The sequence below is a fragment of the Cellulomonas sp. 73-92 genome (assembly GCF_001898175.1).
GTDB lineage: Bacteria > Actinomycetota > Actinomycetes > Actinomycetales > Cellulomonadaceae > Cellulomonas.
Map to the genome: position 1 here is coordinate 129,885 of NZ_MKTH01000013.1, position 22,808 is coordinate 152,692.

The following is a 22,808-nucleotide window of genomic DNA, read 5'->3' on the forward strand; positions in this document are numbered from 1 at the left end:
CTCATGACAAACGCTGACCGTTCCGATAGAACATCCGTAGTGGATCCCACGAGGACCCCCACGCCACGAACCCCACAAGGGAAGGCACGATCGACGATGATCGAGACCCAGGGCCCGGCCCTCGAAGCCGAGGCTGCCTACCGCCGCGAGCGCGCCGGCTGCTCCTTCGCCGCTCGTCGTGCGGCCTACGAGCGCCGCGCGGCCCGTGCCCGCGCCGCCCAGAACCCGGCCCCCACCGCGGTCCGCACCCATGGCATGACGTCTGTGCTGCGTGGGTGGCGGCTGCGAGGATCGGGGGCGTGGCACGTAGCGCGGTGAGCATCCCGTTCGTCGCCCGCGAGGCCGAGGTCGCCCGGGCGACGGCGGCGCTGGACCGAGCACAGGCCGGCGAGCCGTCCCTGCTGCTCGTCGCCGGGGACGCCGGCGTCGGCAAGACGAGGTTCCTCGAGCACGTCGCGGAGCTCGCCCGCTCGTCGGGCGCGCACGTCGTCGCCGGCCACTGCGTGGACCTGGGCGAGATCGGCCTCCCGTACCTCGCGTTCACCGAGGCCCTCGACGCGCTGCAGCGGCTCGACCCGGCCACCGTCGAGGCGGTGGCCGCCGAGCACCCGGCCCTGCGCCGCCTCCTGCCGGGCGCGGGCGGGACCGACGACGAGGGCGCCGACCGGCGCCGCCTGCTGGAGGGCATCGCCGCGGTGCTGGCCGCCGCCGCGACGCCCGAGCACCCGCTCCTGCTCGTGCTCGAGGACCTCCACTGGGCGGACGCCAGCTCGCGCGACCTGCTGCGGTTCCTCGTCGCCCGGATGACCGACCAGCACCTCGTCGTCGCCGCCAGCTACCGGTCCGACGACCTGCATCGACGCCACCCGTGGCGCGCGGTCGCCGCCGAGCTGGCGCGCCATCCGCGCGTCGAGCGCGTCGACCTGTCCCCCTTCACGCGCGACGAGCTCGGGCAGTTCGCGACGAGCGTCGTCGGGCGCCCGCTGCCGCCCGCCACCCTCGACAAGGTGCGCGCGCGGTCGGAGGGCAACGCCTACTTCGCGGTGGAGATCCTCGAGGCGGGGCCGGACGACGACCAGCTGCCGTGGTCCCTCGCCGACGTGCTGCGCACCAGGCTCGACCCCCTGGAACCCACGGTGCACCACCTGGTGCAGGTCGCCGCCGTCGCCGGGCGCCGGGTGGCGGAGCCGCTGCTGCGCGCCGCGGTGGCGGCCGACGGCAACCGCGGGCTCGACGTCGACGCCGCGCTGCGCGACGCCGTCGCCCACAACGTGCTCCGCGAGGAGCAGGGCCAGATCGCCTTCCGCCACGCGCTGCTCGCCGAGGTGGTCTACGGCGACCTGCTCCCGGGCGAGAAGTCCACCCTCCACCGCGCATACCTGGCGGCGCTCCAGGCCGATCCGGCGCTGGGCTCGGCCGCCGAGCTCGCGTCGCACGCGCTGCTCGCCCCGGACCTCGACGTCGCGCTGCGGGCCTCGTGGGCGGCGGCCGAGGCGGCGGCGGAGATGCTCGCCCCGCAGGAGCGGCTGCGGCACCTCGAGGTGGCGCTGCGGCTGTGGGACGCCGTGCCGGCCACCGCGGCGACGATCGGCCTCGACCGGGTCGGCGTGGTCGAGGCGGCCGCCCGCGCCGCGGTCGAGGCCGGCGCGATCGAGCACGGGGTCGCGCTGCTGCGCTCGGCGCTCGAGGACCGGGCCACCGGCCCGCGGCGCGCCGCGGTGCTGCGCATCGCCCTCACGCGCGCCCTCCTCGGGCTCGAGCGGCCGCGGGACGCGCGGCTCGAGATCGTCGCCGCCCTCGCGGACCTGCCGGAGCGGGACGCGGACCGCGCCCGCGCCCTGGCCGCCGGCGCCCGGGTGGCCCTCGACAGCGATCTGGACGAGGAGGCGGCGGCCGTCGCGGCCGAGGCGGTGGACCTCGCGCGGCGTGTGGGCGCCGCCGACGCCGAGTCCGACGCGATGACGACGCTGGCGGTGCTGGACCAGCAGTCGCCGCAGCAGACCGAGCGGCTGCTGCGGGACGCCCTCGAGCGCGCGCGGGAGTCCGGCGACGGGGTGACCGAGCTGCGGGCCCGGTTCAACCTGGCGTCGAGCCGCTTCTACGCCGGCGACGTCGCGGGCGCCGGGAGCCTGGTCGGCGAGAGCCTGGCCAGGGCCGACGGGCTGGGGCTCACCTGGTCCAGCTACGGGATCTCGCTGCAGTGGCTCGGGGAGCTCGTGCGGTACACCACCGGGGACCTGTCGGCGGGCACGCTGCGGGCGGCGCCGGCCGGCCTCGAGTCGACCATGACGCTCGTCGAGGCAGTGCGCCTGTACGCGGCGGTGGCGCGCGGCGACGCCGACGCGGTCGCGCGCGGCACCGAGCTCATGGGCGAGTGGCACCGGGACCCGATGATCCTGCACGTCGCGGGCGGCACCACCGTGGACGCCCTGACGTGGGCCGGGCGGCACGACGAGGCGGTGGCGCGCGCCGGCCGGGTGCTCGACGACCTCTCGCGGACGTGGTCCGAGACGTTCCTCGGTGGCATCTGGCACTGCGCGCTGGCGCTGGCGGCGCTGGCCTACGCGGCCGAGGACGAGCGCCTGCACGGTCGTGACCCTGCCGCGCGGGTGGCCGCCGGCGACAGCCTGGTCAAGCGGGCGCGGAGCACCGCCGAGCTGGGCCGGCCGCGGGGCGGCACGCTCGGGCCGGAGGGTCGGGCGTGGCTCGCCCGGGCGCACGCCGAGCACGCACGGCTGCTGGGGCGCGACGACCCCGCGCTGTGGGAGGGGACCGTCGAGGAGTTCGCACCCGGCTTCCGCTACGAGACGGCACGCTCCCGGTGGCGCTGGGCGGCCGCCCTCGTCGCGGCGGGCGACCGTGCCGGCGCGCGTGAGCAGGCGGCCCTCGCGCTGGCGGAGGCCGACGCGATGGGCGCCCGCCCGCTGGCGGACGCCGTGCGCGGGCTGGGACGCCGGGCGCGGCTCGAGCTGCCCGGCGTCCGGTTCGCCGGCGCCGACGTGCTGACGGCCCGCGAGACGGAGGTGCTGGGGCTCGTCGCGCAGGGCCTGACCAACCGGCAGATCGGCGAGCGCCTCTTCGTCTCCGACAAGACGGTGTCGGTGCACGTGTCGAACGTGCTGGCCAAGCTCGGCGTCTCCGGCCGTGCCGAGGCGGTCTCGGTGGCCCACCAGCGCGGCTTGCTCTCGCCGTCCTGACCCCGCGCCCGTAGCGTGAGCGCGTGGCAGCGCACGACGAGCCCGCCGTCGAGCTCGAGGTCGGCGGACGCACGGTCCGGGTGTCGAGCCCGGACCGGGTCTACTTCGCGGACCGCGGGCTGACGAAGCTCGACGTCGTCCGGTACTTCCTCGCCGTGGGCGACGGCATCCTGGCCGCGCTGCTGCACCGGCCGACGACGCTCGAGCGCTGGCCGCGCGGGTTCTTCCCGGAGGCCAAGCGCGCCACGCGGATGGACCCCAAGGGCGACGCGTTCTACCAGAAGCGCGTGCCGGCCGGGGCCCCCGAGTACGTCGAGACGGCGCGGATCGCGTTCCCGAGCGGGCGGGTGGCCGACGAGGTCGCTCCGACCGAGCTCGCCGTGGTCGCGTGGGCGGCCAACCTCGGCACGCTGACGTTCCACCCGTGGCCGGTGACCCGCGACGACGTGGAGCACCCGGACCAGCTGCGGATCGACCTCGACCCGCAGCCGGGGACGTCGTACGCCGACGCGGCGTTCGTCGCGCCGCACCTGCGGGAGCTGCTGGCGGAGCACGGCCTGACGGGCTGGCCCAAGACGTCCGGCGGCCGTGGCCTGCACGTGTTCGTGCCGATCGAGCCGCGCTGGACCTTCACCGAGGCACGCCGGGCGACGATCGCGCTGGGCCGCGAGCTGGAGCGCCGGCTGCCGGAGCGGGTCACGACGAAGTGGTGGAAGGAGGAGCGCGGCGCGGCGATCTTCGTCGACTACAACCAGATGGCGCGCGACCGCACCATCGCCTCGGCCTACTCGGTCCGCGCCAACGCCCGCGCCACGGTATCCGCGCCCCTGACCTGGGACGAGGTGCCGGACGTGCAGCCCGACGACTTCGACGTGCTGACCATGCCGGCGCGCTTCGCCGCCGTCGGCGACCTGTTCGCCCCGCTCGTCGCGGGCGGGGCCCCGCGGTACTCGCTCGAGTCGGCCCTCGAGCTCGCCGCCCGCCAGGAGCGCGACGAGGGCGCCGGCGACCTGCCCTATCCCCCGGAGTACCCGAAGATGCCGGGCGAGCCGAAGCGGGTCCAGCCGAGCCGCGCCCGCAAGGACGCCGGGGCCTGACCTCCGGCCGGCCCCCGCCGGGACCGGACGCGCGTCAGGCGCCCTGCCGGTTCGCCCCGACCCCAGCGGCCGCCCCGTTGGCGTGCGGCGATGCCGGTGGCCGCCCTGCGGCTCGTGGTCGGCCATGGCGACGGGCGCCCCGCTGCTGCGCGACGAGCGGATGGGCGCCCTACTGCTGGTGCGCGGCGATGCCGGCGGCCGCCTTGTCGGCCGTCTCCACGATCCGCCCGGCCCGGGTCTCCGGGCGCTTGGCCTGCGCGATCCAGGCGAGGATCGACCGGCGGACCCCCGGCCGGAAGCCGTCGAAGTGCTGGCGCGCACCGGGCCTCGCGGCGAGGGCGGCCGCCAGGTCGTCGGGCACCACGCCGTCCTCCGCGGCGTCCAGCTGCGACCACGTGCCGTCGGCCTGGGCGCGTGCGATCACCGCGCGGCCGGCGTCGGTCATCCGGCCCGACGCCTCCACGCGGGCGGCCCGCTCCTTCGACAGCCGCGTCCACTGGCTGCCGGGGCGGCGGCGCGTGAACCACATCTCCGCCCGCTCGTCGTCGATCGTCCGGCGCGTGCCGTCGATCCAGCCGTGCGCCAGCGCGGCGGCGACGAGGTCCTCGTAGTCGACGGGCACCCGCCCGCTCGCCCGGCGCCACTCGATCAACCAGACGCCCGGCTCGGGGTCGTCATGGTGCGCGGCGAGCCAGGACCACCAGTCCTCGGCGTCCCGCGGGTGGAAGCGCGGCGCGTGGTCCCTCATGGCGTCTTCGCCCATCATGGCTTGTAGTCGTAGTGCCAGTACTCGTAGGGGTCCGGGAACCAGTGCCACGTCGGCCCGTTCGCGACGAGCCAGTCGCGCTCGGGCGTGTGCAGGCCGTACTGGCACGGCCACTCCGGGACGTCGAAGGCGGTGCCCCAGCCGTGGTGGGACGTGCCGGGGTAGGCCGCCACCGAGGAGCCGAGCGCCTGGTACATCGCCACCTGCGTGGCGTAGTCGCGGTACGCCAGGTCGATGTCCAGGTGGTGCCCGAAGGCCGCCAGAAACGCCGCGTCGAGCTCCTCGAGCGACGCGGTCGCAGCCTTGACGAACCAGTAGCCGTCGCCACGGGAGTCCGTCGCCCAGGAGACCGGCGCCATCACCGAGGCCGGGAGCCGGCCGTTCGCGGTGGGGTCACCCTCGGCCGCGGGGACCGACGTGTAGAAGGCCGGCCCGTTGTAGGTCGTCCGGCACGTGTCGACGGGTGTCGGCGTCGCGGGGCGCGGCGCGGCACGCGCCGAGGCGTGGGCCGTCGGGGTCGGGGTCGACCGCGCGGCCTGCCACTCCTGCTGCGCGGCCGTGACGGCGGCCGCGGCGGCCGTCAGGCGCGCCAGGACCTCGCCGGCCACGGCGGGCGCGGCGGAGGCCGGCACCGCGTGCGCCACCGCGATCGCGGCCGAGAGCTCCTGCCGGACGGCGGCGTCGGCCACCCGCCCGGCGCTGGCGTCCAGCGTCGCCTGCGCACCCGGGATCGCCGCGGACAACGCGTCGAGGGCACCACCGGCCAGGTCGCTCCCGGCGACGCCGGCGGACCGGGCGGCGAGGCCCATCGCCAGCCCGTCGTCCTGCCGGTCCGCGACGACCGCCCGGGCCACCCGGTCCCGGCTGGCGGTCCCCGCCTGCGACACCGCGCGCGCCTCCCAGCCCCACGCGGCTGCGCCGCCGGCGACGAACGCCACCGCGACCACGAGGACCACGACGAGCGGACGGCGCATGCGGGCTCCGGGAACGGCGGACGCTGGCGCTGCCCAGGCTAGGCGGACGGCTAGGGTGAAGTCACCCGGAAGGGGGAAACCTACCTACCCCGGACTCAAGCCGGGACGGCCGTACGACGATGCCCACCTCATGATCGAGGTCTCCCCTGCGTGGAGCCGCCCTGTCCCTGCCGCCGACCGCGAGCTGACCTACGCCGAGACCGCGGACCTCGATCGGTTGCGCGCCGTGCTCGCGTCCGCGTGCGACCGGACCGATCCCCGCGCGATCTCGTGGCTCTGGGACTCCATGGTGGCCGGCCACGGCGGCCCCGCGCCCGCCGGCTTCGTCGAGGCGGTCGCCACCGCGCTCGGTGACCTGCTCGCCGTGCACGTCGCCGGCGTCCGCTGGCGGGTGTGGCCCGGGCCGGCCGGACCGACCCTCGGCGTGGTCTCGCACCTGCGTCCGCAGGCGCCGGTCGTGCCGTTCCTCGACGCGCAGGACCGCTGGGACGCCCGCGCCCGCGACTGGATGGCGGAGTACCTCTCGCGCGCCGCCGCCCACCTCTCCGGCGCCACCGTGCCCCAGCCGCGCCGCGGGCCCGACGACGAGGCCGCCTTCGCCACCGCCGCGCCCCCGGTCGACGCCGCGGACGACGAAGCCGCACCGCCCTACGAGCCGATGACCGCGGTCCCGACCCGGTCGACGCCCACGCTGCCGACGCGGATCGCGGCACCGGTCGCGGACGTGCCCCCGATCGCCCTCGCCGAGCCGACGCTGCCCGCCGACCTCATGACGCCGTCGGCCTTCGAGCCGGCCGACGAGCAGTTCGTCGCGCCGGCGGCCGCGCCCCTGCCGGTCACCCTGCTGACCCGCGCGACCGCGCCCGAGGCGGCCCCGCCTCAGTCGACGACCGCGGCGCCGGACGCTGCGCCCCCCGCGGAGGCCCCCGGGTTGTTCGGCGCCGGCTTCTCCGGCCCGGTGTTCCTGCCGGGGCCCGAGGAGCCGCTCGCCGCTGCGCCCCTTCCCACCCGGGTGCCCGTCGCGACGGCGCCCGTCGACGTGCCGGCGCCCGTCGCCCGTGCCGCCGTGCTCCCTGTCGGCGCCCCTTGGGCCGCGGCTCCGATCGACGCATCGGGCGACAGCGAGCTGGCCACCGCGGCGGATGCGCCGGCCGAAGCCGCCCCCGCGCCAGGCACCCCGGCCGAGGACTTCGCGCTCGACGCGCTCGACCACGCCATGGTCCTGCTGCGCGACACGGGCGCCTTCGACCGCGAGGTCTTCGTGCTCCTCCTCGACGCCCAGGGCGGCCGACGGACCGAGTCGTGCCCGGGCGATCCCGGCGAGGCCCGCTTCCGGGCGCGTGAGCTCGTCCGCTCGTCGGGCGCCGCGCGCGCCGCGATCACGTTCATCGAGCGCGACCCGGCCGACCTGCCGGGGCCGCGCCAGGCGTTCCCGGCGGTCGTCGTCGACGCGTGGGACGCCGGGACGGGCGGGGTGCGCGTCGGCCGTCGGTTCGTCGACGACGTGCTCGGCACCGGCCCCCTCGGCCCGCCGCTCGTCGTCGGCCACATCGCCCGCCTGCTGTAGCCGCGGATCGGGACGCCGCGTCGACGGGCCGCCGTCGTCGCGCGCCCGCCACCCGACGCGACGGGGCCACGTGCCCAGGCGGCCGGCGCCGCGCCGGCGACGGGTCCACGTACTCGGGCGGCCGGCGCCGCGCCGGCGACGGGCGCCGTGCTCAGGCGGCGGGCGCCGGCGCCGGTTAGCCGCCGTGCTTGAGCGTGACCCCGCCGAGGATCGACACGACGTGCACCTCGAGCACGGGCGCGTCGGGGTAGGCCGGCGGGTTCGTCTTGTCGGTCCAGCCGCCCAGGGCCGGAAGGCCGATCACCCGCACGCGCCAGGTCGGCGGCACCTTGATGTCCACGCCGCCGAGCAGGGCGAACGCGTCCACCCGCGCCGTCCCGGTGAAGCTCGCCGCGCGCAGGTCCAGGTTGACGCCGCCGAAGATCGAGGTCAGGCTCGCCGACCGGAAGCGCTGCGACACGCTGCGCCGGTTCGCACCCCAGAAGAAGACGAGCCCGGTGATGCGGTCCGCGTCGTCCTGGTGGGTGGTGGAGGCGACGAGGATCGACAGCCCGAGCACGATGATCGCCACGGGCAGCACGTAGGTCCACGCGCTGATGTGCACCAGGTCGAGCGTCTCCAGCAGCCAGTAGACGCCGAAGGCCACGAGGAGCACGGGCCCGAGCCAGGCGCGTGGGACGACGAGCAGGGCGGCGAGCCCGAACGTGGCGAGCAGCAGGGGCCAGAACACCGCCCACACGCTGCCGGCGGCGACGACACCCAGCCGGTCGAGCAGCAGCACCACCCCGGCGAGGATGACGACGGTGCCGAGGACCAGCTGACCGAGGGACCGCTGACTCATGCGGCCACCGTAGCGGCGCCCGCCCACGGCCACCGGGGATCGGCCGGTCGGGCGATCGACGAGGTCGCCCGCTGCTCGACCCAGCCACGCCAGGAACGACGAAGCGGCTCCGTCCGAAGGACGAAGCCGCTGGTCAGGGAGCCGCCTAAGAGAATCGAACTCTTGACCTTCTCATTACGAGTGAGACGCTCTGCCGACTGAGCTAAGGCGGCGTCGCCGGGTACGCCCGGCGAGCGTGGCAACTGTACCCGGAGCCCGGTGCAGGCTCCAAAGCGGATCCGGCGGGGTGAACCCCGCATCGGGAGCACGGCAGCTGGTGCCGAGCACGGCACTCCCGCCTGCCGTGCTCGGCGTGAGCTGCTGTGCTCGGTGGCGGCACCCGGTCACACCCGCCCAGCACCGAGCAGGCACCGACCAGGCACCGGCCACGCAATGGCCACGCGCCGGCCACGCACCCCGCGGCGCCGCCGGCGCGTCAGCAGCGCGTGCCGGCCTTCGGCGGCGTGCCGTCGAGGAAGAGGTTGTCGACCGCGCTCGTCGCGCACGTGTTGCCCAGCCCGTACACGCCGTGACCCTCGCCGACGTGCGTCAGCAGCACGCCGGAGGAGAGCTCCTGCGCGAGCGCCTGCGCCCAGGCGTACGGGGTCGCCGGGTCGTTCGTCGTGCCGATGACCAGGATGGGCGGCGCGCCCTTGGCCGAGTAGTCGGACAGGCCGCCGACGTACGGCACCGGCCACTGCTCGCACAGCGTGCCGGAGTAGGCGAAGAACTCCCCGACCGTCGGGGCGGCCTGCTCGATCTGGGCCGCGTCGCTCCGCATCTGCGCCAGGTCGGTCGTCGCCTTGAGGTCCAGGCAGTTGATCGCGCTGAAGGCCTCGGTGGTGTTCGTCGTGTACGTCCCGTCCGAGGCGCGGTCGTAGTACGCGTCCGAGAGCGCCAGGAGCACCGAGCCGTCGCCGGCCAGCGCCGATCGCAGCGCGGTCGTGAGCTGCGGCCAGGCCTGCTGCGAGTAGAGCGGGTACGCGATCCCGCTGAACGCCAGGGGGGCGGTCAGGCGGCGGCCCGACGAGGTGGGCAGCGGGTTGGTGTGGGTCTTGTCGAGCAGGGTCTTGATCTGCGTCATCGCGTGGTCGATCAGGCCCGTCAGGGGGCAGCGGGAGCCCGCCAGGCAGCTCGTGGCGTATGCGCGCAGGGCGCTCTCGAAGCCGGCCGCCTGCCCTGCGGCCATCTGGTCGCCGTCGAGCATCGGGTCCAGCGCGGAGTCGAGCACCATCCGGCCGACCGTCGTCGGGAACAGGGCGGCGTAGGTCGCTCCGAGCTTGGTGCCGTAGGAGTAGCCGAGGTAGTTGAGCTTCGGGTCGCCGACGAGCGCCCGGACCACGTCCATGTCGCGGGCCGAGCTCACCGTGTCGACGTGACCGAGCACGGCGCCCGTCCTGGCCGCGCACGCCTTGCCGAAGGCCGCCCAGGCGTCGGTCTGCTGCTGCACGCCGGCGTCGGTGCTCAGGTCGAAGTCGGCGGCGGTCAGCTCGTCCATCTGGGCGCCGTCGTAGCAGGTGACGGGTGCGCTGCGCTGGACGCCCCGGGGGTCGAAGGCGACCAGGTCGTACTCGTCGCGCACCTCGACGCTCATGATCGTGTCGACCGTGGAGAGGAAGTCGATGGCCGAGGCGCCCGGGCCACCCGGGTTGACGAGGATCGAGCCGACCGGGTCCTTGCCCGTGGCCGCGTCGCGTGCCACCGCGAGCTTGATGGTGTCGCCCTCCGGGTGGGCCCAGTCGAGCGGCACCTCGATCGTCGCGCACTGGTCGGCCTGGGTGCCCTTGGGGCACGACGACCAGGCGACGTGCTGCGTGTAGAACCTCGCCGCGCCGGCGGGCGCCGAGGGCGGCGGCGTCTGCACGCTCGGGTTGGCGGTCGGCGCGGTGACCTGGTGCACCGGCGCGACGCACCCGGCGAGCAGCAGGGCCGCCGACGTGAGGACGACGACGACGGCGGCTCGGCGACGGGTCAGCGGCACGGCCACCACGGTAGCCGCCCGATCCTGACGAAACCCGAACGTTCCGCTGACCGGCCCCGCACCTCGACCCGGCAGCGTGCCTCTCGTCCGATCACGCCACCCGAAGGGAGCCACCCATGGTCCGCTGGACCACGCGGCGCACCACCGCCGTCGTCGCCACCGCACTGCTCGCCACTGCCCTCGGCACCGGGACGGCCTGGGCCGCCGAGACGCCCGCGCCGACGCCGTCCCCCTCCTTCAGCACCTCGGTGAACGGCGACCAGGTGACCATCACCACCAACCTGGCGACCGCGCGGGCGCTCTGCGCCAAGGTCGGGACCACCGAGCACCGCCTCGAGGCGCTCATCACGCGGATCCAGGGCGACTCGTCCACGCCCGGCTCGGCCGCCTACCTGCGGGCCCGTGCCCAGCGCGCGGCGAGCGCCGGGCACAACGACACGGCGAACGTCCTGAACGCGCGCGCCACGCGGCGGGCCGACCGGGTGACCGCCCTGCAGCACTCCCTCGACCGGCTGAAGACGATCGACTCCGAGGTGTGCGCCGCGCTGCCCGCGGCCGGCCAGTGACCGCCGTCGGGGAGGCGCAGGCCGACCACGGCCGCCCGGCCGGTGCCCGGGGGCAGGACCGCCCGCGCGGGCAGGGGAGCACCGTCCGCGAGGGGTCGGCGACGGGCGTCGTCGGAGGGCGGCCCGCGCCTTCCACCGCGGCGGCCCGGCGCGGCGGTCCAGCCGTCGCGGTGACGCGGCGGCGTGGCGCAGCCGTGGCGGCGGCCGTCCTGCTCGTCGCCCTGGCCCTGGGCGGGTGCGGCCGGGCGGGGGGCCCGGACCGCGCCGCTCCCGCCTCCGGGACGCTCGGCGCGTCGGCCGCCACCACCTCGCCCGCGCCCGCCGCCCCGCGCGAGGATGTGGCGACGCCCGCGGCAACCGGCCCTGCCGCCACGGGCGTCGCCACGCTCCAGCAGGCGCTCGACGCGGCCGGCGCGCTGGCCGACGAGGTGGACCGGGACATCGCGTCCGACAACTCGTGAGGAGGTGCCCGTGCCGGGCCTCGTCGTGCTCGCCGAGGACGACCCCGCGGTGTCCTCCCTGGTCAAGCTCTACCTGACCCGGGACGGCTTCGGGGTCGAGTCGCACGCGGACGGTGCCACCGCGCTCCAGGCGATCCTCACGCGGCGCCCGGTCGCGGCCGTCCTCGACATCGGGCTGCCCGGCCTGGACGGCATCGAGGTGTGCCGGCGGCTGCGGGAGCGCGGCGACCGGACGCCGGTGCTCTTCGTCACGGCGAGGGACGACGAGGTCGATCGGATCCTCGGCCTCGAGCTCGGCGCGGACGACTACGTCACCAAGCCCTTCAGCCCGCGCGAGCTGGTGGCGCGCGTGCACACGGTGCTGCGCCGGGCCCGTCCCGTGGACGACGACCTGCTGCGGCTCGGAACGGTGAGCGTCGACGTGACGCGTCGGCGGGCGTACGCCCGCGAGGACGAGGTCCACCTCACGCCGACCGAGTTCGACCTGCTGGCGCACCTGCTGCGCGCCCCGGGGCGCGTCTGGACGCGCGACGAGCTCCTGTCAGCGGTGTGGGGGTACGGCGGCGGCAGCGGGCGGACGGTCGACGTCCACGTCGCCCAGCTGCGCGCCAAGCTCGGCGCCGGGGCCCCGCTGCGGACGGTCCGGGGCGTCGGCTACGCGGCCGACGAGCGCGGCGGCGACGTGGCCGACGAGCGGGGCCCGAGCGCGCCCGACGAGCGCGGCGGCGGCGCGTGACCGGCCGCGTTCCGCCGCCACGCCGGCGAGGGTCGGGCGCCCGATGAGCACGAGCCTGACGACACGCATCACGCTCACCTGCGTCGGGGTCGCCCTGGCGGCAGCGGCGCTGGCCGGCTTCGCTGCGGCCAGAGTGGTGGTCGCCGAGGAACGGGCGGGCCTCGCGGCGATCCGCAACTCCGGCACCGCCGACACGGCCCGGACCCGGGCGCAGGAGCGCGCGGCGGTGGTGGCCCCCACCCGGCGGGTCGGGCGCGCCGTCGTCACCGGCAGCGCGGCGGGGCTCGTCGTCGGCCTGCTCGCCGGGACGGCGACGGCGCAGGTCCTGACGCGACCGCTGCGCCGAACCGCGGCCGCCGCGCGCGAGCTCGGGGCGGGTCGCAGGGACGTCCGGGTGCCGCTCGAGGGTCCGCCGGAGATCGCGGAGGTCGCCGAGTCGCTCAACTCGCTGGCCACGGCCCTCGAGACGTCGGAGGCACGGCAGCGCAAGTTCCTCCTCTCGGTGTCGCACGAGCTGCGCACGCCGCTGACGGCCGTGCGCGGGTTCGGGGAGTCGATCGCCGACGGCGTGGTGACGGGCGACGAGGCGCGGGAGGCCGGGCGGGTCGTGGTCGACGAGGCCGCGCGCCTGACGAGGCTGGTCGAGGACCTCCTCGACCTCGCCCGCCTCGGCGCGGACGACTTCCGGCTCGAGCCGGCCCCCACCGACCTGGCCGTGCTGCTCGAGCAGGCGGCGGGCACGTGGTCTCCCCGCGCCGAGGCGACGGGCGCCAGGTTCGTCGTCGAGCACCCCGGCCGGCCGCTCGTCGTGCAGACCGACGCCGGCCGAGTGCGCCAGGTGCTGGACGGCCTGGTCGCCAACGCGCTGCGGCTCACCCCGGCGGGCCGGCCCGTGGTGCTCGCCGCCCGGGCGACACCCACCGGGGCGGTCCTCGAGGTGCGCGACGGCGGACCGGGCCTCACCGCTGAGGACCGTGCGGTGGCCTTCGAGCCGGGCGCCCTCGGCGAGCGCTACCGCGACGAGCGACCGGTCGGGGTCGGCATCGGGCTGTCCCTGGTGCACGGGCTGGTGCAGCGGCTCGGCGGTGGCATCGCCGTCGGCGTCGCCCCGGAGGGTGGCGCGCAGTTCACGGTGACCCTGCCGGCGGCAGCGCCCTCGCGCCCCTGACGGCGACGGGCCCTGTCGTCGGCGATGCGGGCTGACTAGCGTCGACCTCAGCGTCTCGTGGCCAGCCCACGCGGGGTGCGCAGGCGGGGCGACGACGCCCCGCCCCGGCGCAAAGGAGATGCCGTGTCGTCGATCCTTCTCTCCCCGCTGACCGTGGGGAGCATCGAGATCAAGAACCGCATGGCCGTCGCCGCCATGGTCACCGACTACTGCGACCAGGACGGCATGCCGACCGAGCAGTACATCGCCTACCACGAGGCCCGGGCCGCCGGTGGCTTCGGCCTCATCGTCACCGAGGACTACGCCGTCGATCCGCAGGGCCGCGGCTTCTGGTGCGCGGGTCTGTGGAAGGACGAGCAGATCGCCCCGCACCGCGAGCTGACCGAACGCGTCCACGCCGCGGGGGCGAAGATCTTCGCCCAGATCTACCACTGCGGCCGGCAGACCTCCTCGGCGCTGATCGGCGCGCAGCCGGTGTCGGCGTCGGCGCTGCCCTGCCCCGTGATGGGTGAGGTGCCGCGCCCGCTGACGGTCGACGAGATCGCGACGATCGTCGGCCAGTTCGGCGACACGGCACGCCGAGCCAAGGAGGCCGGCTTCGACGGCGTCGAGGTGCACGGGGCGCACGGCTACCTCATCGCTCAGTTCATGTCGCCCTACTCCAACAAGCGGACCGACGAGTACGGCGGACCGCTCGCCCACCGGCTCCGGTTCCCGCTCGAGATCGTCGCGAGCATCCGGGCCACGTGCGGCGACGACTTCCCCGTCTCGTTCCGCATCTCCGCCGACGAGCTCGTCATCGGCGGCCGCGAGCTCGCCGAGACGCTGGCGATCTGCCGCCGACTGGAGGCCGCGGGCGTCGACATGCTGCACATCAGCGCGGGCACCTACGAGAGCGCCTGGGCGATCGTGCCCCCGCTGTACGTCAAGCAGGCGTGGATCGCCGACTTCGCCGCGGCGGTGAAGAAGGTCGTCTCGATCCCCGTCCAGGTCGTCGGGCGGATCAAGGACCCGGAGATCGCCGAGGCGGTGCTCCAGGCCGGGCAGGCCGACCTGATCTCGCTCGCCCGGGCGTCGCTCGCCGACCCCGACTTCGCGCGCAAGGTCGCCGAGGACCGGGCCGACGAGATCCGACCGTGCATCGGCTGCAACCAGGGCTGCATCACCATCCTCTTCGGCAACCAGCCGATCCGGTGCCTGGTCAACCCGTCCCTCGGGTTCGAGGCCGCCGACGAGGTCAGGCCCGCGGCCGTCACGAAGAAGGTGCTCGTCGTCGGCGGCGGTCCGGCCGGGCTCGAGGCCGCCCGCGGCGCCCGACTGGCCGGCCACGAGGTGCACCTGCACGAGCGCCTGGACCACCTCGGTGGCAAGTTCCTCGTGGGCGCGATCCCGCCGGGCAAGGGCGAGCTCGCGAGCTATGTCACCTGGCTGGGCGAGGAGCTGCGCCGGCTGGGCGTCAGCATCACCCTCGGCTCCGAGGTGGCGGCCGACCTCGTCGCGTTGGAGCCCGATGTCGTCGTCTACGCCGCCGGGTCGAAGCACCTGCGGCCCGCCATCCCGGGGATCGACGGCGCGAACGTCGTCGAGGCCTGCGACGTGCTCACCGGGGACGCCACCACCGGCACCCGGGTGGTCGTCGCCGGGGGCGGCATGATCGGGAGCGAGACGGCCCTCTACCTGGCGACGCTGGGCCGGCAGGTGACGATCGTCGACCAGCTGCCGGGGGTGGCCCTCGAGGAGAACCTCGCGCGGCGCTACTTCCTCCTGCAAGAGCTCGACCGGCACGGCGTGCAGCAGGTGGTCGAGGCGACGATCACCGCCCTCGCCGAGGGCACGGTCGAGATCGAGCAGCACGGTGCCGCGCTCTCGCTGCCGTGCGACACCGTGGTCCTCGCACTCGGGATGTCGCCCGAGGACGAGTGGCTCGACAAGGTCCGGGCGATCGCCGACGTGCGGGTCATCGGCGACGCCGCCGAGCCGTCCGACGCGCTGCGTGCCAGCCGCGAGGGCTTCGTCTGCGGGCTCTCGCTCTAGCGATCGCGGTCGCCGCCGCGGTGCACGGTCCCACCGGGGCGCGCGCCTGTGCGGTTGTGCTGCCGTGCGGTAGTGCGGTGGTGCTGCACCGCGGCTGTGCTGCCGTGGGGCGCGCGGCGCCTCGCCGTCAGGCGGCGTGGGTGACGGGTTGGCCGTGGCGGGTCAGGAAGAGCCAGCCGCCGCCAGGTGACGGGCGGATCTGGATGTGCAGGCGGTGGATCAGGTCGTGGTGGTACCAGCACAGCAGGATGCCCATGTTGATGTCGGTGTCGCCGTGATCCTTGACCCACTCGTCGATGTGGTGGATCTCCCCCAACGCGGGTGGCGCGGTGCAGCCGGGATAGCGGCAGTGCCCGTCGCGGGCGATGACCGCCTTGCGTCGTGGCCCGGCGAACGTCCGCTCGGAGCGGCCGACGTTGATGACCTGGCTGTCGGGTCCGAACACGATCCGGCTGATCTCGGAGTCGCAGGCCAGCCGGGCCAGCACGCTGGCGGGGATCGGCCCGGCGCCCAGCACCTCGGCCACGGCGAACCGTTCGACGTCGGCCACCGGCGTCAGCCGGAAGAGGCAGCCTGACCCGGCGGGCGCCCGGAATGCGGAGTCGAACGGAATCTCCGTCGGTTCGTCGTCGCCGTGCCCGCGATCGGCCCCCCGCGGGTCGTGGCCGCGGTCCGCGAGCCGCGCGTGGTCACCGCGACCGGCCACCTCGCGGGCGTAGCCCGGCTCGCCGGTCCTCGGCGCGCGGCTTGCCGCGGGTTCGTCGGCCGCCGGGCCTTCGACCGTACGGCGCAGGGTGTCGAAGTCGACGACCACCGCTAGGTGGGGGCGGACCGCCGCACCCGTGCCGACCAGGCCGTGGTCCAGGCTCAGGCGCGCCAGATCGGCGAGCGCCTGGGCGCGGCGCTGCTGCGTGGTCCGCGCATCCCCGGCGGCCGGCGGGACCATCACGGCGTCCAGGGCCGCGCCCAGGCCGGCGCCGTGCTCCGTGGTCAGGAACGCCGCCAGGTGGAAGCCGCCCGTCGTGGGCGACAGCGCCAGGAACTCCCGGTCGCAGGCGTCGCGGTAGCCACGCTCGTCGGCTGCGGGGTCGGCCGCCGCGGCCCATCGACGCGCCACCCGGCGGAACCCCTCGGCCCCCTCCGTCGCGGCGTGCTGCACGAGGAACTCCTCCCCGCACTCCTCGGCCGGGGCCGCCAAGGCCGCCACGCGCGCCTCGCTCGTGGCGACCACCGTGGCCATCGTCTGCACCTGCTCGGCACTCATCGCCCCGGCCAGGCCGGCGGCTTCGGTGGCGGGCAGGTGGTCGCGCAGGGCCCGGCCGGTAGCCACCAGGGATCGCGCCTTGGCGAACGACATCCCCGTCCGGGACGCCACCCACGCCGCGAACGACCGCGCCCCCTCGGTGGCCCACAGACCCTCGCCGTCCACCTCGGTCGACAACCGGGCACCGACGACCGTCAGCCTGCTCGCCTGCGCGAGGATCGCCAGCAACAGCTCCTGGGACTCGGCGGCCGCCAAGGGCGCGACCGGGAGCGTCTCCACTGCCTCGACCACAGCGTCGACGGCGTTGCGCAGGGCGGTAGCGATTGGTTGCGAGCTGTGCTCCACGGCCGCGCCCCCCATCGCCCCCAAGACACCGATTCGGCGTCTGACCTGGAACAATGCTACTAGCCGGGTCTGACAACGGCTAGGCGTCGTCGTACGTATGTTCGTATTTTCGCCGAAGGCGAAGATGGCGCCAGCGCTGCGGTGACCGCGCCCCCCTGCAGCCATCGGGGCTTGTCGATTGTCTGACGAATGAGCGCCTGGCGCGGCGAGTCGATGCGTTCGTCGGAGTGCGTTGAAGCTGCTTCGGGTCACGGCGTGAGGTCGCCGATGTCCTGCCCGGCGGCTTGGCAGTCGGCCTGGACCCGCCGGTCCGCCGCGAAGTACGCCGTCAACCGCTCGTTGCTCGTTGCCGCGCCCATGCGAACCAGGCTGTACGCGTCCTGGATGTCGTTCTGGAGCGTCTGCCATCTCGCGTCGGCGCTGGTGGCCCGCAGGGCGTCCGACTGGGCCTTCGCGCGCACCGCCTCCACCCCAGCGGCCGTCGTCCACCAGCCGCTCGGCAGCGCCGGCGTTTCCGGCACCGGGCCACGGGTCGTGTTGGCGTAGGTCCTGCACGCGTCCTGGGCGGCGACCTGCCCAGGTGCTGTGCTACCGCAGCCGGCGAGGGTAGCTGTCACAAGGACGACCGCTGCGGCCGTGAGCGAACGAGTTCGCGCCACGAGCGCCATAATACCGCGGACCGGCGGCCTGGCGCTGAGGTTCGCCGCCGTCTCTTTCCGGGCGGGACAGAGGGCACCGGCCGTGGACGTAGAACCCTCATGGCTACCGGGGGGCGGCGCGGTTCACAGCACCTTGTCCGCGATCAGGTACCCCAAGGACCGGATGTCGACGTGCCCGGCGAACTCCAGCTTGACCTTGCCCAGGCCCGAGAACCAGAGCTCGAGCTCGGAGTCGAGGTCGAGCACGCCCGCCGTCTCCACCGAGAACGCCTGGATGCGCGCGTAGGGCAGCGAGGTGAAGTCCTTCTTCTTGCCGGTCATGCCCTGCACGTTCAGCGCGACGATCCGCTTGCTCGTGAACGTCACCGAGTCACGGATGCCCTTGAACGCCAGGTGCACCTGCTCGCCGGCGATGAGGATGCCGTCGAGCGCCCTGATCGCGTCGGCCGGGTCCCACGGCGAGAGCTTGACGTACGAGGCGTTCTGGAAGTCGATCATGCGGAGCCCCCTTGCTCGGATGCCCGACGACCATCGGCGGGCACCACCCCTTCGGCAGCGATCGCGTCGTGGTTGAGGGACCTACCGCCCCGGCAGACGAAGCTACCGGCCCGTGACACCACCGGCGAGAGGTCCAAGGAAGTCCCGCAGGCCGCCGGCCGCGAGCCGCGTCGCCGTCAGCCGCCCCGGCGGGGGACGGCACATGTCGCCGTCAGGCGCCCGAGCAGGCACGCCGGCCCGCCTCGTGGCGCTACCCGGCGTCGACCGCTCGACCCGCGGCGACCGTCGCGAACCTCGCCAGGTACAGCGGCCATCCCGCGTCGTGGTCGACGGCGTCGCGCTCGGACTCCCAGCCGTCGCCGTGGCGGTCGAGGTAGCGGTGATCGAGCTCCACGCGCGTGCGGCCCGGTCCGTCGGCGACGAAGCGCACCTCGACCTCGCTGAACCTGGACGGATCGGCCTCGACCTGGAACTGCGGCGTGAGCTGCCACGAGAAGACGAGCCGGGCGGGCGGCTCGCAGGCCACGACCGTGCCCCAGACGAGCGTCGAGCCGTCCACGCCCAGGTCGTACAGCCGGCCGCCGACGAAGGGCTCGAGGACGCTGCGCTCGAGCCCCTCGAGCAGCGTGTGGCTGCGCGGCTTGACGTCGTCGAACCGCTCGGTGAACAGGGCGAACGCCCGCGCCTGCGGCACGTCCACGGTGATCTCGTGGTGGACCGCCGTCGCGGCCGTCGTGTCGGTCATCTCTCCTCCTCCGTGATGCGCCGGAAGTTGCCGAGCGCCGTGCGCCAGAACCGGTCGAGGTCGTCCCGCAGGGCGGCGAGGCCGTCCGGGCGCACCTCGTAGACGTGGCGGGCGCCGTCGGCGGTGTAGGCGACGATGTCCGCCGCCCGCAGCACCTTGAGGTGCTGGGAGATCGCGGGCTGGCTCAGGTCCAGCTCCCGGGTGAGCTCGGCGACCGTCCGCGGGCGCTGCGCCAGCCGCTCGAGGATGCGCCGACGGCTGGGATCGGCCACCGCCGTCCAGGCCGCCTCAGTATTCGTCGTCACGAATGATAAGTAGACACCGATGTTCGTCGGGAGGCAAGCGGTGGGTGCCCGCCCGGGGACCGTGGTCCGTCTCGCGCTCGGCGGCGACGGCCGAGCCGTGCGAGCCTGGACGCGCTGCTCCTCGGGCACGCCCGTCGGACGACACGGAGGACCCCATGGACGACGTGAGCGCGGCGACCCTGCGACGGTCGCTGAGGATCGACCTCGCCCTCTGCCTGACGCTCGTCGTGCAGTTCCTGCTCGGCATGGTGACCAACCTGTTCGTGAAGATCCCCGACGAGCACCCCGGCGCCCACGCGCGCGAGTACTTCTCCGGGGTCGTCGCGGCCATCGGCTGGGCGCTCCCTCACGGTCCCGGCTGGGTGGCCGCGCACGTCATGCTCGGGCTGCTGCTCGTCGTCGGCGCTGTCGCCGCCCTCATCACCACGCGCCGCACGGGGATCCGCGCGCACACCGTCCTGACGGCCGTCGGGGCGTTCGCGATCGTCGGTGCGGGGTTCAACGGTGCCAGCTTCGTCAACTACGGCGCCGACCTCAGCTCGCTGCTCATGGCCGCCCTGTGGGCGATCGCGCTGACGAGCTACGTCGTCGCCCTCTTCCTCCTGGCCCGCCGGGCCGCCGAGCACGCGGGCGCCCGCCCCGAGCCGGCCGCCCTCGCCCCACGCTGAGGCGCGGCAGCGGTCCTGGCCGCCGCCGTCGTCCCCGCCCCAAGCCGGGCAGAGAGCCAGCCGCTGACGCCCCGCGCCGGCACGGCGGCGCCGGCCGGCTACGCCTGCGGCCGCAGCGCGATCGCCATGGCCTCTACCGCGAGCAGCGGTGCGACGTTCCCCGCCAGCCGCGTCCGGGCCACGCCGACGGCATCCATCCGGCGCAGCGTCTGCTCGGGCGTCGAGCCGGCCGCCAGCTCGCGCACCATCGAGTCCTGCTCCGCGTTCACCAGGTCGACGGCCGCCCCCAGCTGGACGACGAGCACGTCGCGGTACAGCGACAGCAGGTCGAGCATCGCCCGGTCGAGCACGTCCCGCTGCGCGCGGGTGGCACGGCGCTTCTGGTCGTCCTCCAGCTGCTTGACCTGGGAGCGGACCGCCGGCGGCAGCGTCGCGAGGCCCTCGGCGCCGAGCGACCGGAGCAGTGCCGCACGCTCGGTGGCGTCGCGCTCCGCGGTCGCCGCCTTGGCGTCGGCCTGCGCCGTCTCGACGAGGCTGCCGGCGGCGAGCACCGCGTCGCCCACCCCCCGCACGCGCCCGGCGATGGCGAGCACCTCCGCCCGGCGGGCCCGGGCCTCCGGGTCGCGTGCGAGCCGGCGGGCCACCCCGACGTGGCTGCTGGCGGCCCGCGCCGCCACCAGCGCGGCGTGCGGGTCGACGCCGTCCCGCCGCACCAGCAGCTCGGCCACGGCCTCGACCGGCGGCACCCGCAGCGCCACCGCGCGGCAGCGGGAGCGGATGGTGACGATGACGTCCGCGGCGCTCGGGGCGCACAGCACCCACACCGTGCGCTCGGCGGGCTCCTCCACGGCCTTGAGCAGGGAGTCCGCCGCCTCGTCGGTGAACCGGTCGGCGTCCTCGACGAGGATCACGCGCCACCGGCCCTGCGACGGCGCCCGCGCGGCGAGCCCGACGAGCGAGCGGGCGAGCTCCACGCGGATGAACACCCCCTCCGTGGCCACCACGGTGACGTCCGGATGGGTGCCACCCAGCGTCGTCGTGCACTGGTGGCAGTGGCCGCAGCCGCCCTCCGGGCACTGCAGCGCCGCCGCGAACGCCCGCGCCGCCACCGAGCGGCCCGAGCCCGGCGGGCCGGTGAGCAGCCACGCGTGCGTCATGGCGTCCCGGTGCGTGGCGGCGTGCGCGAGCACGGCGACGGCCGGCTCCTGCCCGACGACCTCGTCCCAGACGCTCATCGGCCCAGCAGCCCCGCCACGCGCGCGCGGATCGCGGCGGCCAGATCGTCGGGCGGAGCGGTCGCATCCAGCACCAGCCAGCGCCCGGGGTCCTCCGCCGCGCGGTCGAGGAACGCCTGGCGCGTGCGCCGGTGGAACTCGTCGCCCGCGCGCTCCAGCCGATCCGGCTCGCCCGTCATCCGGGCGAGCCCGGCCACCGGGTCGATGTCGAGCAGCACCGTCAGCGCCGGCAGCAGCCCCTCGGTGGCCCACAGCGACAGCCGCTCGACGTCCTGGGCCCCCAGCCCCCGCCCGACGCCCTGGTAGGCGACCGACGAGTCCAGGTACCGGTCGGTGAGGACGACCTCCCCCCGCTCCAGCGCCGGGCGCACCAGCGTGTCGACGTGGTGCGCCCGGTCGGCCGCGTAGACCAGCGCCTCCGCACGGGGCCCCATGTGGTCGCCGTGCAGCACCGCGTCGCGCAGGAGCTTGCCGAGCGGTGTGTCGCCGGGCTCGTACGTCAGGACCACCCGGTGCCCGGCGGCCTCCAGCCACTGCGCGAGGAGCCGGATCTGCGTGGACTTGCCCGCGCCGTCACCGCCCTCGAAGGAGACGAACAGCCCGGTCACGGCGTCAGGGTAGCCGTGGGTCCCGACACTCACTCCTCGCCGGGGTAGACGACCCCGACCTGGCGGCGCACCTCGTCCATCACCCGCAGCACGGCCAGCGTGCCCTCCCACGGCATGAGCGGGCTCTGCGTGGCCCCCTCGGCCACCCGGCGCGCGACCTCGGCCGCCTGGTGCGCGAAGGTGCGCGCCATCGGCTGCTCGAACCGCCAGGAGCGCCCGTCGCGGCGCCGCACGGTGAAGCTCGTCGGCTCGTAGAAGTCGCCGTCCACGGTGATGAGGCCCTCGGTGCCGGAGATGGCCGACGTCGTCGGCGTCTTGGCCCACAGGGTCGTCGACAGGTCCGCCTGCGCGCGGTCGCCGTAGCGCAGCGCCATCGAGACCTGCCCGTCCACGCCGGTCTCCGTCAGCTGGCCCAGGGCGCGGACCTCGTCGGGCACCCCGAGGAAGTCCAGCGCCCAGGACACGGTGTAGACGCCGAGGTCCAGCAGCGCGCCGCCGGCGAGGCCCGGCGCGAACAGCCGGCTCTTCGGGTCGAACGCGAAGGCCTGGCCGTGGTCGGCCCGGATGTTGACGACGTCGCCGATCTCGCCGGCGTCGATCACCTGGTGCAGCGCGGCGACGTGCGGCAGGAAGCGGGTCCACATCGCCTCCATGACGAAGACGCCGGCCTGCCGGGCCGCCGCGAACACCTGCTCCGCCTCGACGACGTTGCGCGTGAACGCCTTCTCGACGAGCACGTGCTTGCCGGCGCCGATCGCCAGGAGCGCGTGCTCGGCGTGCTCGGAGTGCGGGGTGGCGACGTAGATGGCGTCGACCTGCGGGTCCTCGACGAGGTCGCGGTAGCCGACGTGGGTGGTCGGGATGCCGTGGGCCGTGGCGAACCGCTCGGCCCGGTCACGGTTGCGCGAGCCGACGGCGACGACCTGGGCGCGGGTGCCCGCCGAGACGGTCTGCGCGAAGTGGGCGGCGATGTTGCCCGCGCCGAGGATCCCCCAGCGGATCGGCGGTGCGGTGCGGGGGTCCGGGGTGCGTGACATGGGACTCAACCTAGTGG

Annotated in this window: 22 protein-coding genes and 1 tRNA gene; 10 read left to right on the forward strand and 13 right to left on the reverse strand. The window is 75.3% G+C overall.

Translation table 11 applies throughout. The features are described 5' to 3' along the window. The first annotated feature begins 96 nt into the window (after window positions 1-96). The 3 genes from BGO37_RS07290 to ligD are packed head-to-tail and all read left to right on the forward strand — an operon-like array spanning window position 97 to window position 4,294. Entirely contained in the window at window positions 97-318 is a 222-nt protein-coding gene (locus tag BGO37_RS07290; RefSeq protein ID WP_291753538.1) for a hypothetical protein, read from the forward strand. Next, entirely contained in the window at window positions 300-3,197 is a 2,898-nt protein-coding gene (locus BGO37_RS07295) for a helix-turn-helix transcriptional regulator (protein ID WP_291753539.1), read from the forward strand. Before BGO37_RS07290 ends, BGO37_RS07295 begins: the two co-directional genes overlap by 19 nt. A gap of 23 nt (window positions 3,198-3,220) precedes the next feature. After that, the gene (gene ligD / locus BGO37_RS07300) at window positions 3,221-4,294 is read left to right on the forward strand and encodes a non-homologous end-joining DNA ligase (protein WP_291753540.1); all 1,074 of its coding nucleotides are present in this window, start codon (window positions 3,221-3,223) and stop codon (window positions 4,292-4,294) included. Between the two features lie 169 nt (window positions 4,295-4,463). On the opposite strand, the gene BGO37_RS07305 is transcribed toward ligD, so the two are convergent. Next, entirely contained in the window at window positions 4,464-5,042 is a 579-nt protein-coding gene (locus BGO37_RS07305; RefSeq protein ID WP_291753541.1) for a YdeI family protein, read from the reverse strand. A gap of 14 nt (window positions 5,043-5,056) precedes the next feature. Beyond that, window positions 5,057-6,034 (reverse strand): M15 family metallopeptidase, encoded by a 978-nt coding sequence (locus tag BGO37_RS07310; protein ID WP_291753543.1) that lies wholly within the window; start codon window positions 6,032-6,034, stop codon window positions 5,057-5,059. A 130-nt stretch (window positions 6,035-6,164) separates the two neighbouring features. Between BGO37_RS07310 and BGO37_RS07315 the strand changes: the two genes are divergently transcribed. Further along, the gene (locus BGO37_RS07315) at window positions 6,165-7,601 is read left to right on the forward strand and encodes a hypothetical protein (protein WP_291753544.1); all 1,437 of its coding nucleotides are present in this window, start codon (window positions 6,165-6,167) and stop codon (window positions 7,599-7,601) included. Between the two features lie 175 nt (window positions 7,602-7,776). On the opposite strand, the gene BGO37_RS07320 is transcribed toward BGO37_RS07315, so the two are convergent. From BGO37_RS07320 to BGO37_RS07330, 3 genes are all read right to left on the reverse strand, one after another. Beyond that, complete coding sequence (locus tag BGO37_RS07320; RefSeq protein ID WP_291753546.1) at window positions 7,777-8,442, reverse strand: DUF5668 domain-containing protein; 666 nt, start codon at window positions 8,440-8,442, stop codon at window positions 7,777-7,779. A 139-nt stretch (window positions 8,443-8,581) separates the two neighbouring features. Further along, window positions 8,582-8,654, reverse strand: a tRNA-Thr gene (locus BGO37_RS07325). A gap of 263 nt (window positions 8,655-8,917) precedes the next feature. Further along, on the reverse strand, window positions 8,918-10,462 hold the full coding sequence (locus BGO37_RS07330) for an alpha/beta hydrolase (RefSeq protein ID WP_291753547.1): 1,545 nt from the start codon (window positions 10,460-10,462) through the stop codon (window positions 8,918-8,920). A 116-nt stretch (window positions 10,463-10,578) separates the two neighbouring features. Here BGO37_RS07330 and BGO37_RS07335 point away from each other — a divergent pair, with 116 nt between their 5' ends. From BGO37_RS07335 to BGO37_RS07355, 5 genes are all read left to right on the forward strand, one after another. Further along, window positions 10,579-11,028 (forward strand): hypothetical protein, encoded by a 450-nt coding sequence (locus tag BGO37_RS07335; protein ID WP_291753549.1) that lies wholly within the window; start codon window positions 10,579-10,581, stop codon window positions 11,026-11,028. 194 nt (window positions 11,029-11,222) lie between these two features. Continuing rightward, a complete protein-coding gene (locus BGO37_RS07340) occupies window positions 11,223-11,489 on the forward strand; it encodes a hypothetical protein (protein ID WP_291753551.1) in 267 nt (88 codons plus the stop codon). Window positions 11,490-11,499: 10 nt separating this feature from the next. Then, window positions 11,500-12,225 carry a response regulator transcription factor gene (locus tag BGO37_RS07345; protein ID WP_291753553.1) on the forward strand — a complete coding sequence of 242 codons (726 nt, stop codon included), beginning with the start codon at window positions 11,500-11,502 and terminating at the stop codon, window positions 12,223-12,225. A gap of 43 nt (window positions 12,226-12,268) precedes the next feature. After that, window positions 12,269-13,393 (forward strand): HAMP domain-containing sensor histidine kinase, encoded by a 1,125-nt coding sequence (locus BGO37_RS07350; protein ID WP_291753555.1) that lies wholly within the window; start codon window positions 12,269-12,271, stop codon window positions 13,391-13,393. A gap of 123 nt (window positions 13,394-13,516) precedes the next feature. Further along, the gene (locus BGO37_RS07355) at window positions 13,517-15,427 is read left to right on the forward strand and encodes an FAD-dependent oxidoreductase (protein ID WP_291753557.1); all 1,911 of its coding nucleotides are present in this window, start codon (window positions 13,517-13,519) and stop codon (window positions 15,425-15,427) included. Between the two features lie 127 nt (window positions 15,428-15,554). Here BGO37_RS07355 and BGO37_RS07360 read toward each other — a convergent pair whose 3' ends face one another. From BGO37_RS07360 to BGO37_RS07380, 5 genes are all read right to left on the reverse strand, one after another. After that, window positions 15,555-16,970: an HNH endonuclease signature motif containing protein gene (locus BGO37_RS07360; protein ID WP_291753559.1), complete on the reverse strand. Its 1,416-nt coding sequence runs from the start codon at window positions 16,968-16,970 to the stop codon at window positions 15,555-15,557. 314 nt (window positions 16,971-17,284) lie between these two features. Then, window positions 17,285-17,557: a hypothetical protein gene (locus BGO37_RS07365; RefSeq protein WP_291753561.1), complete on the reverse strand. Its 273-nt coding sequence runs from the start codon at window positions 17,555-17,557 to the stop codon at window positions 17,285-17,287. 261 nt (window positions 17,558-17,818) lie between these two features. Next, window positions 17,819-18,193, reverse strand: coding sequence for a PH domain-containing protein (locus BGO37_RS07370; RefSeq protein WP_291753563.1), 375 nt, complete (start codon window positions 18,191-18,193; stop codon window positions 17,819-17,821). A 250-nt stretch (window positions 18,194-18,443) separates the two neighbouring features. Beyond that, on the reverse strand, window positions 18,444-18,938 hold the full coding sequence (locus tag BGO37_RS07375; RefSeq protein ID WP_291753565.1) for an SRPBCC family protein: 495 nt from the start codon (window positions 18,936-18,938) through the stop codon (window positions 18,444-18,446). Next, the gene (locus BGO37_RS07380) at window positions 18,935-19,243 is read right to left on the reverse strand and encodes a helix-turn-helix transcriptional regulator (protein WP_291753566.1); all 309 of its coding nucleotides are present in this window, start codon (window positions 19,241-19,243) and stop codon (window positions 18,935-18,937) included. The genes BGO37_RS07375 and BGO37_RS07380 overlap by 4 nt, the downstream gene beginning before the upstream one ends. A gap of 155 nt (window positions 19,244-19,398) precedes the next feature. Here BGO37_RS07380 and BGO37_RS07385 point away from each other — a divergent pair, with 155 nt between their 5' ends. Further along, a complete protein-coding gene (locus tag BGO37_RS07385) occupies window positions 19,399-19,911 on the forward strand; it encodes a hypothetical protein (RefSeq protein WP_291753568.1) in 513 nt (170 codons plus the stop codon). Window positions 19,912-20,009: 98 nt separating this feature from the next. Here the strand turns inward: BGO37_RS07385 and BGO37_RS07390 are convergent, their stop codons facing one another. From BGO37_RS07390 to BGO37_RS07400, 3 genes are read right to left on the reverse strand one after another with little or no spacing between them, the layout of a single operon-like run. Further along, a complete protein-coding gene (locus tag BGO37_RS07390) occupies window positions 20,010-21,146 on the reverse strand; it encodes a DNA polymerase III subunit delta' (protein ID WP_291753570.1) in 1,137 nt (378 codons plus the stop codon). After that, window positions 21,143-21,754, reverse strand: coding sequence for a dTMP kinase (gene tmk, locus BGO37_RS07395; RefSeq protein WP_291753572.1), 612 nt, complete (start codon window positions 21,752-21,754; stop codon window positions 21,143-21,145). The genes BGO37_RS07390 and tmk overlap by 4 nt, the downstream gene beginning before the upstream one ends. Window positions 21,755-21,783: 29 nt before the next feature. Further along, the gene (locus BGO37_RS07400; protein ID WP_291753574.1) at window positions 21,784-22,791 is read right to left on the reverse strand and encodes a Gfo/Idh/MocA family oxidoreductase; all 1,008 of its coding nucleotides are present in this window, start codon (window positions 22,789-22,791) and stop codon (window positions 21,784-21,786) included. Window positions 22,792-22,808 lie beyond the last annotated feature (17 nt).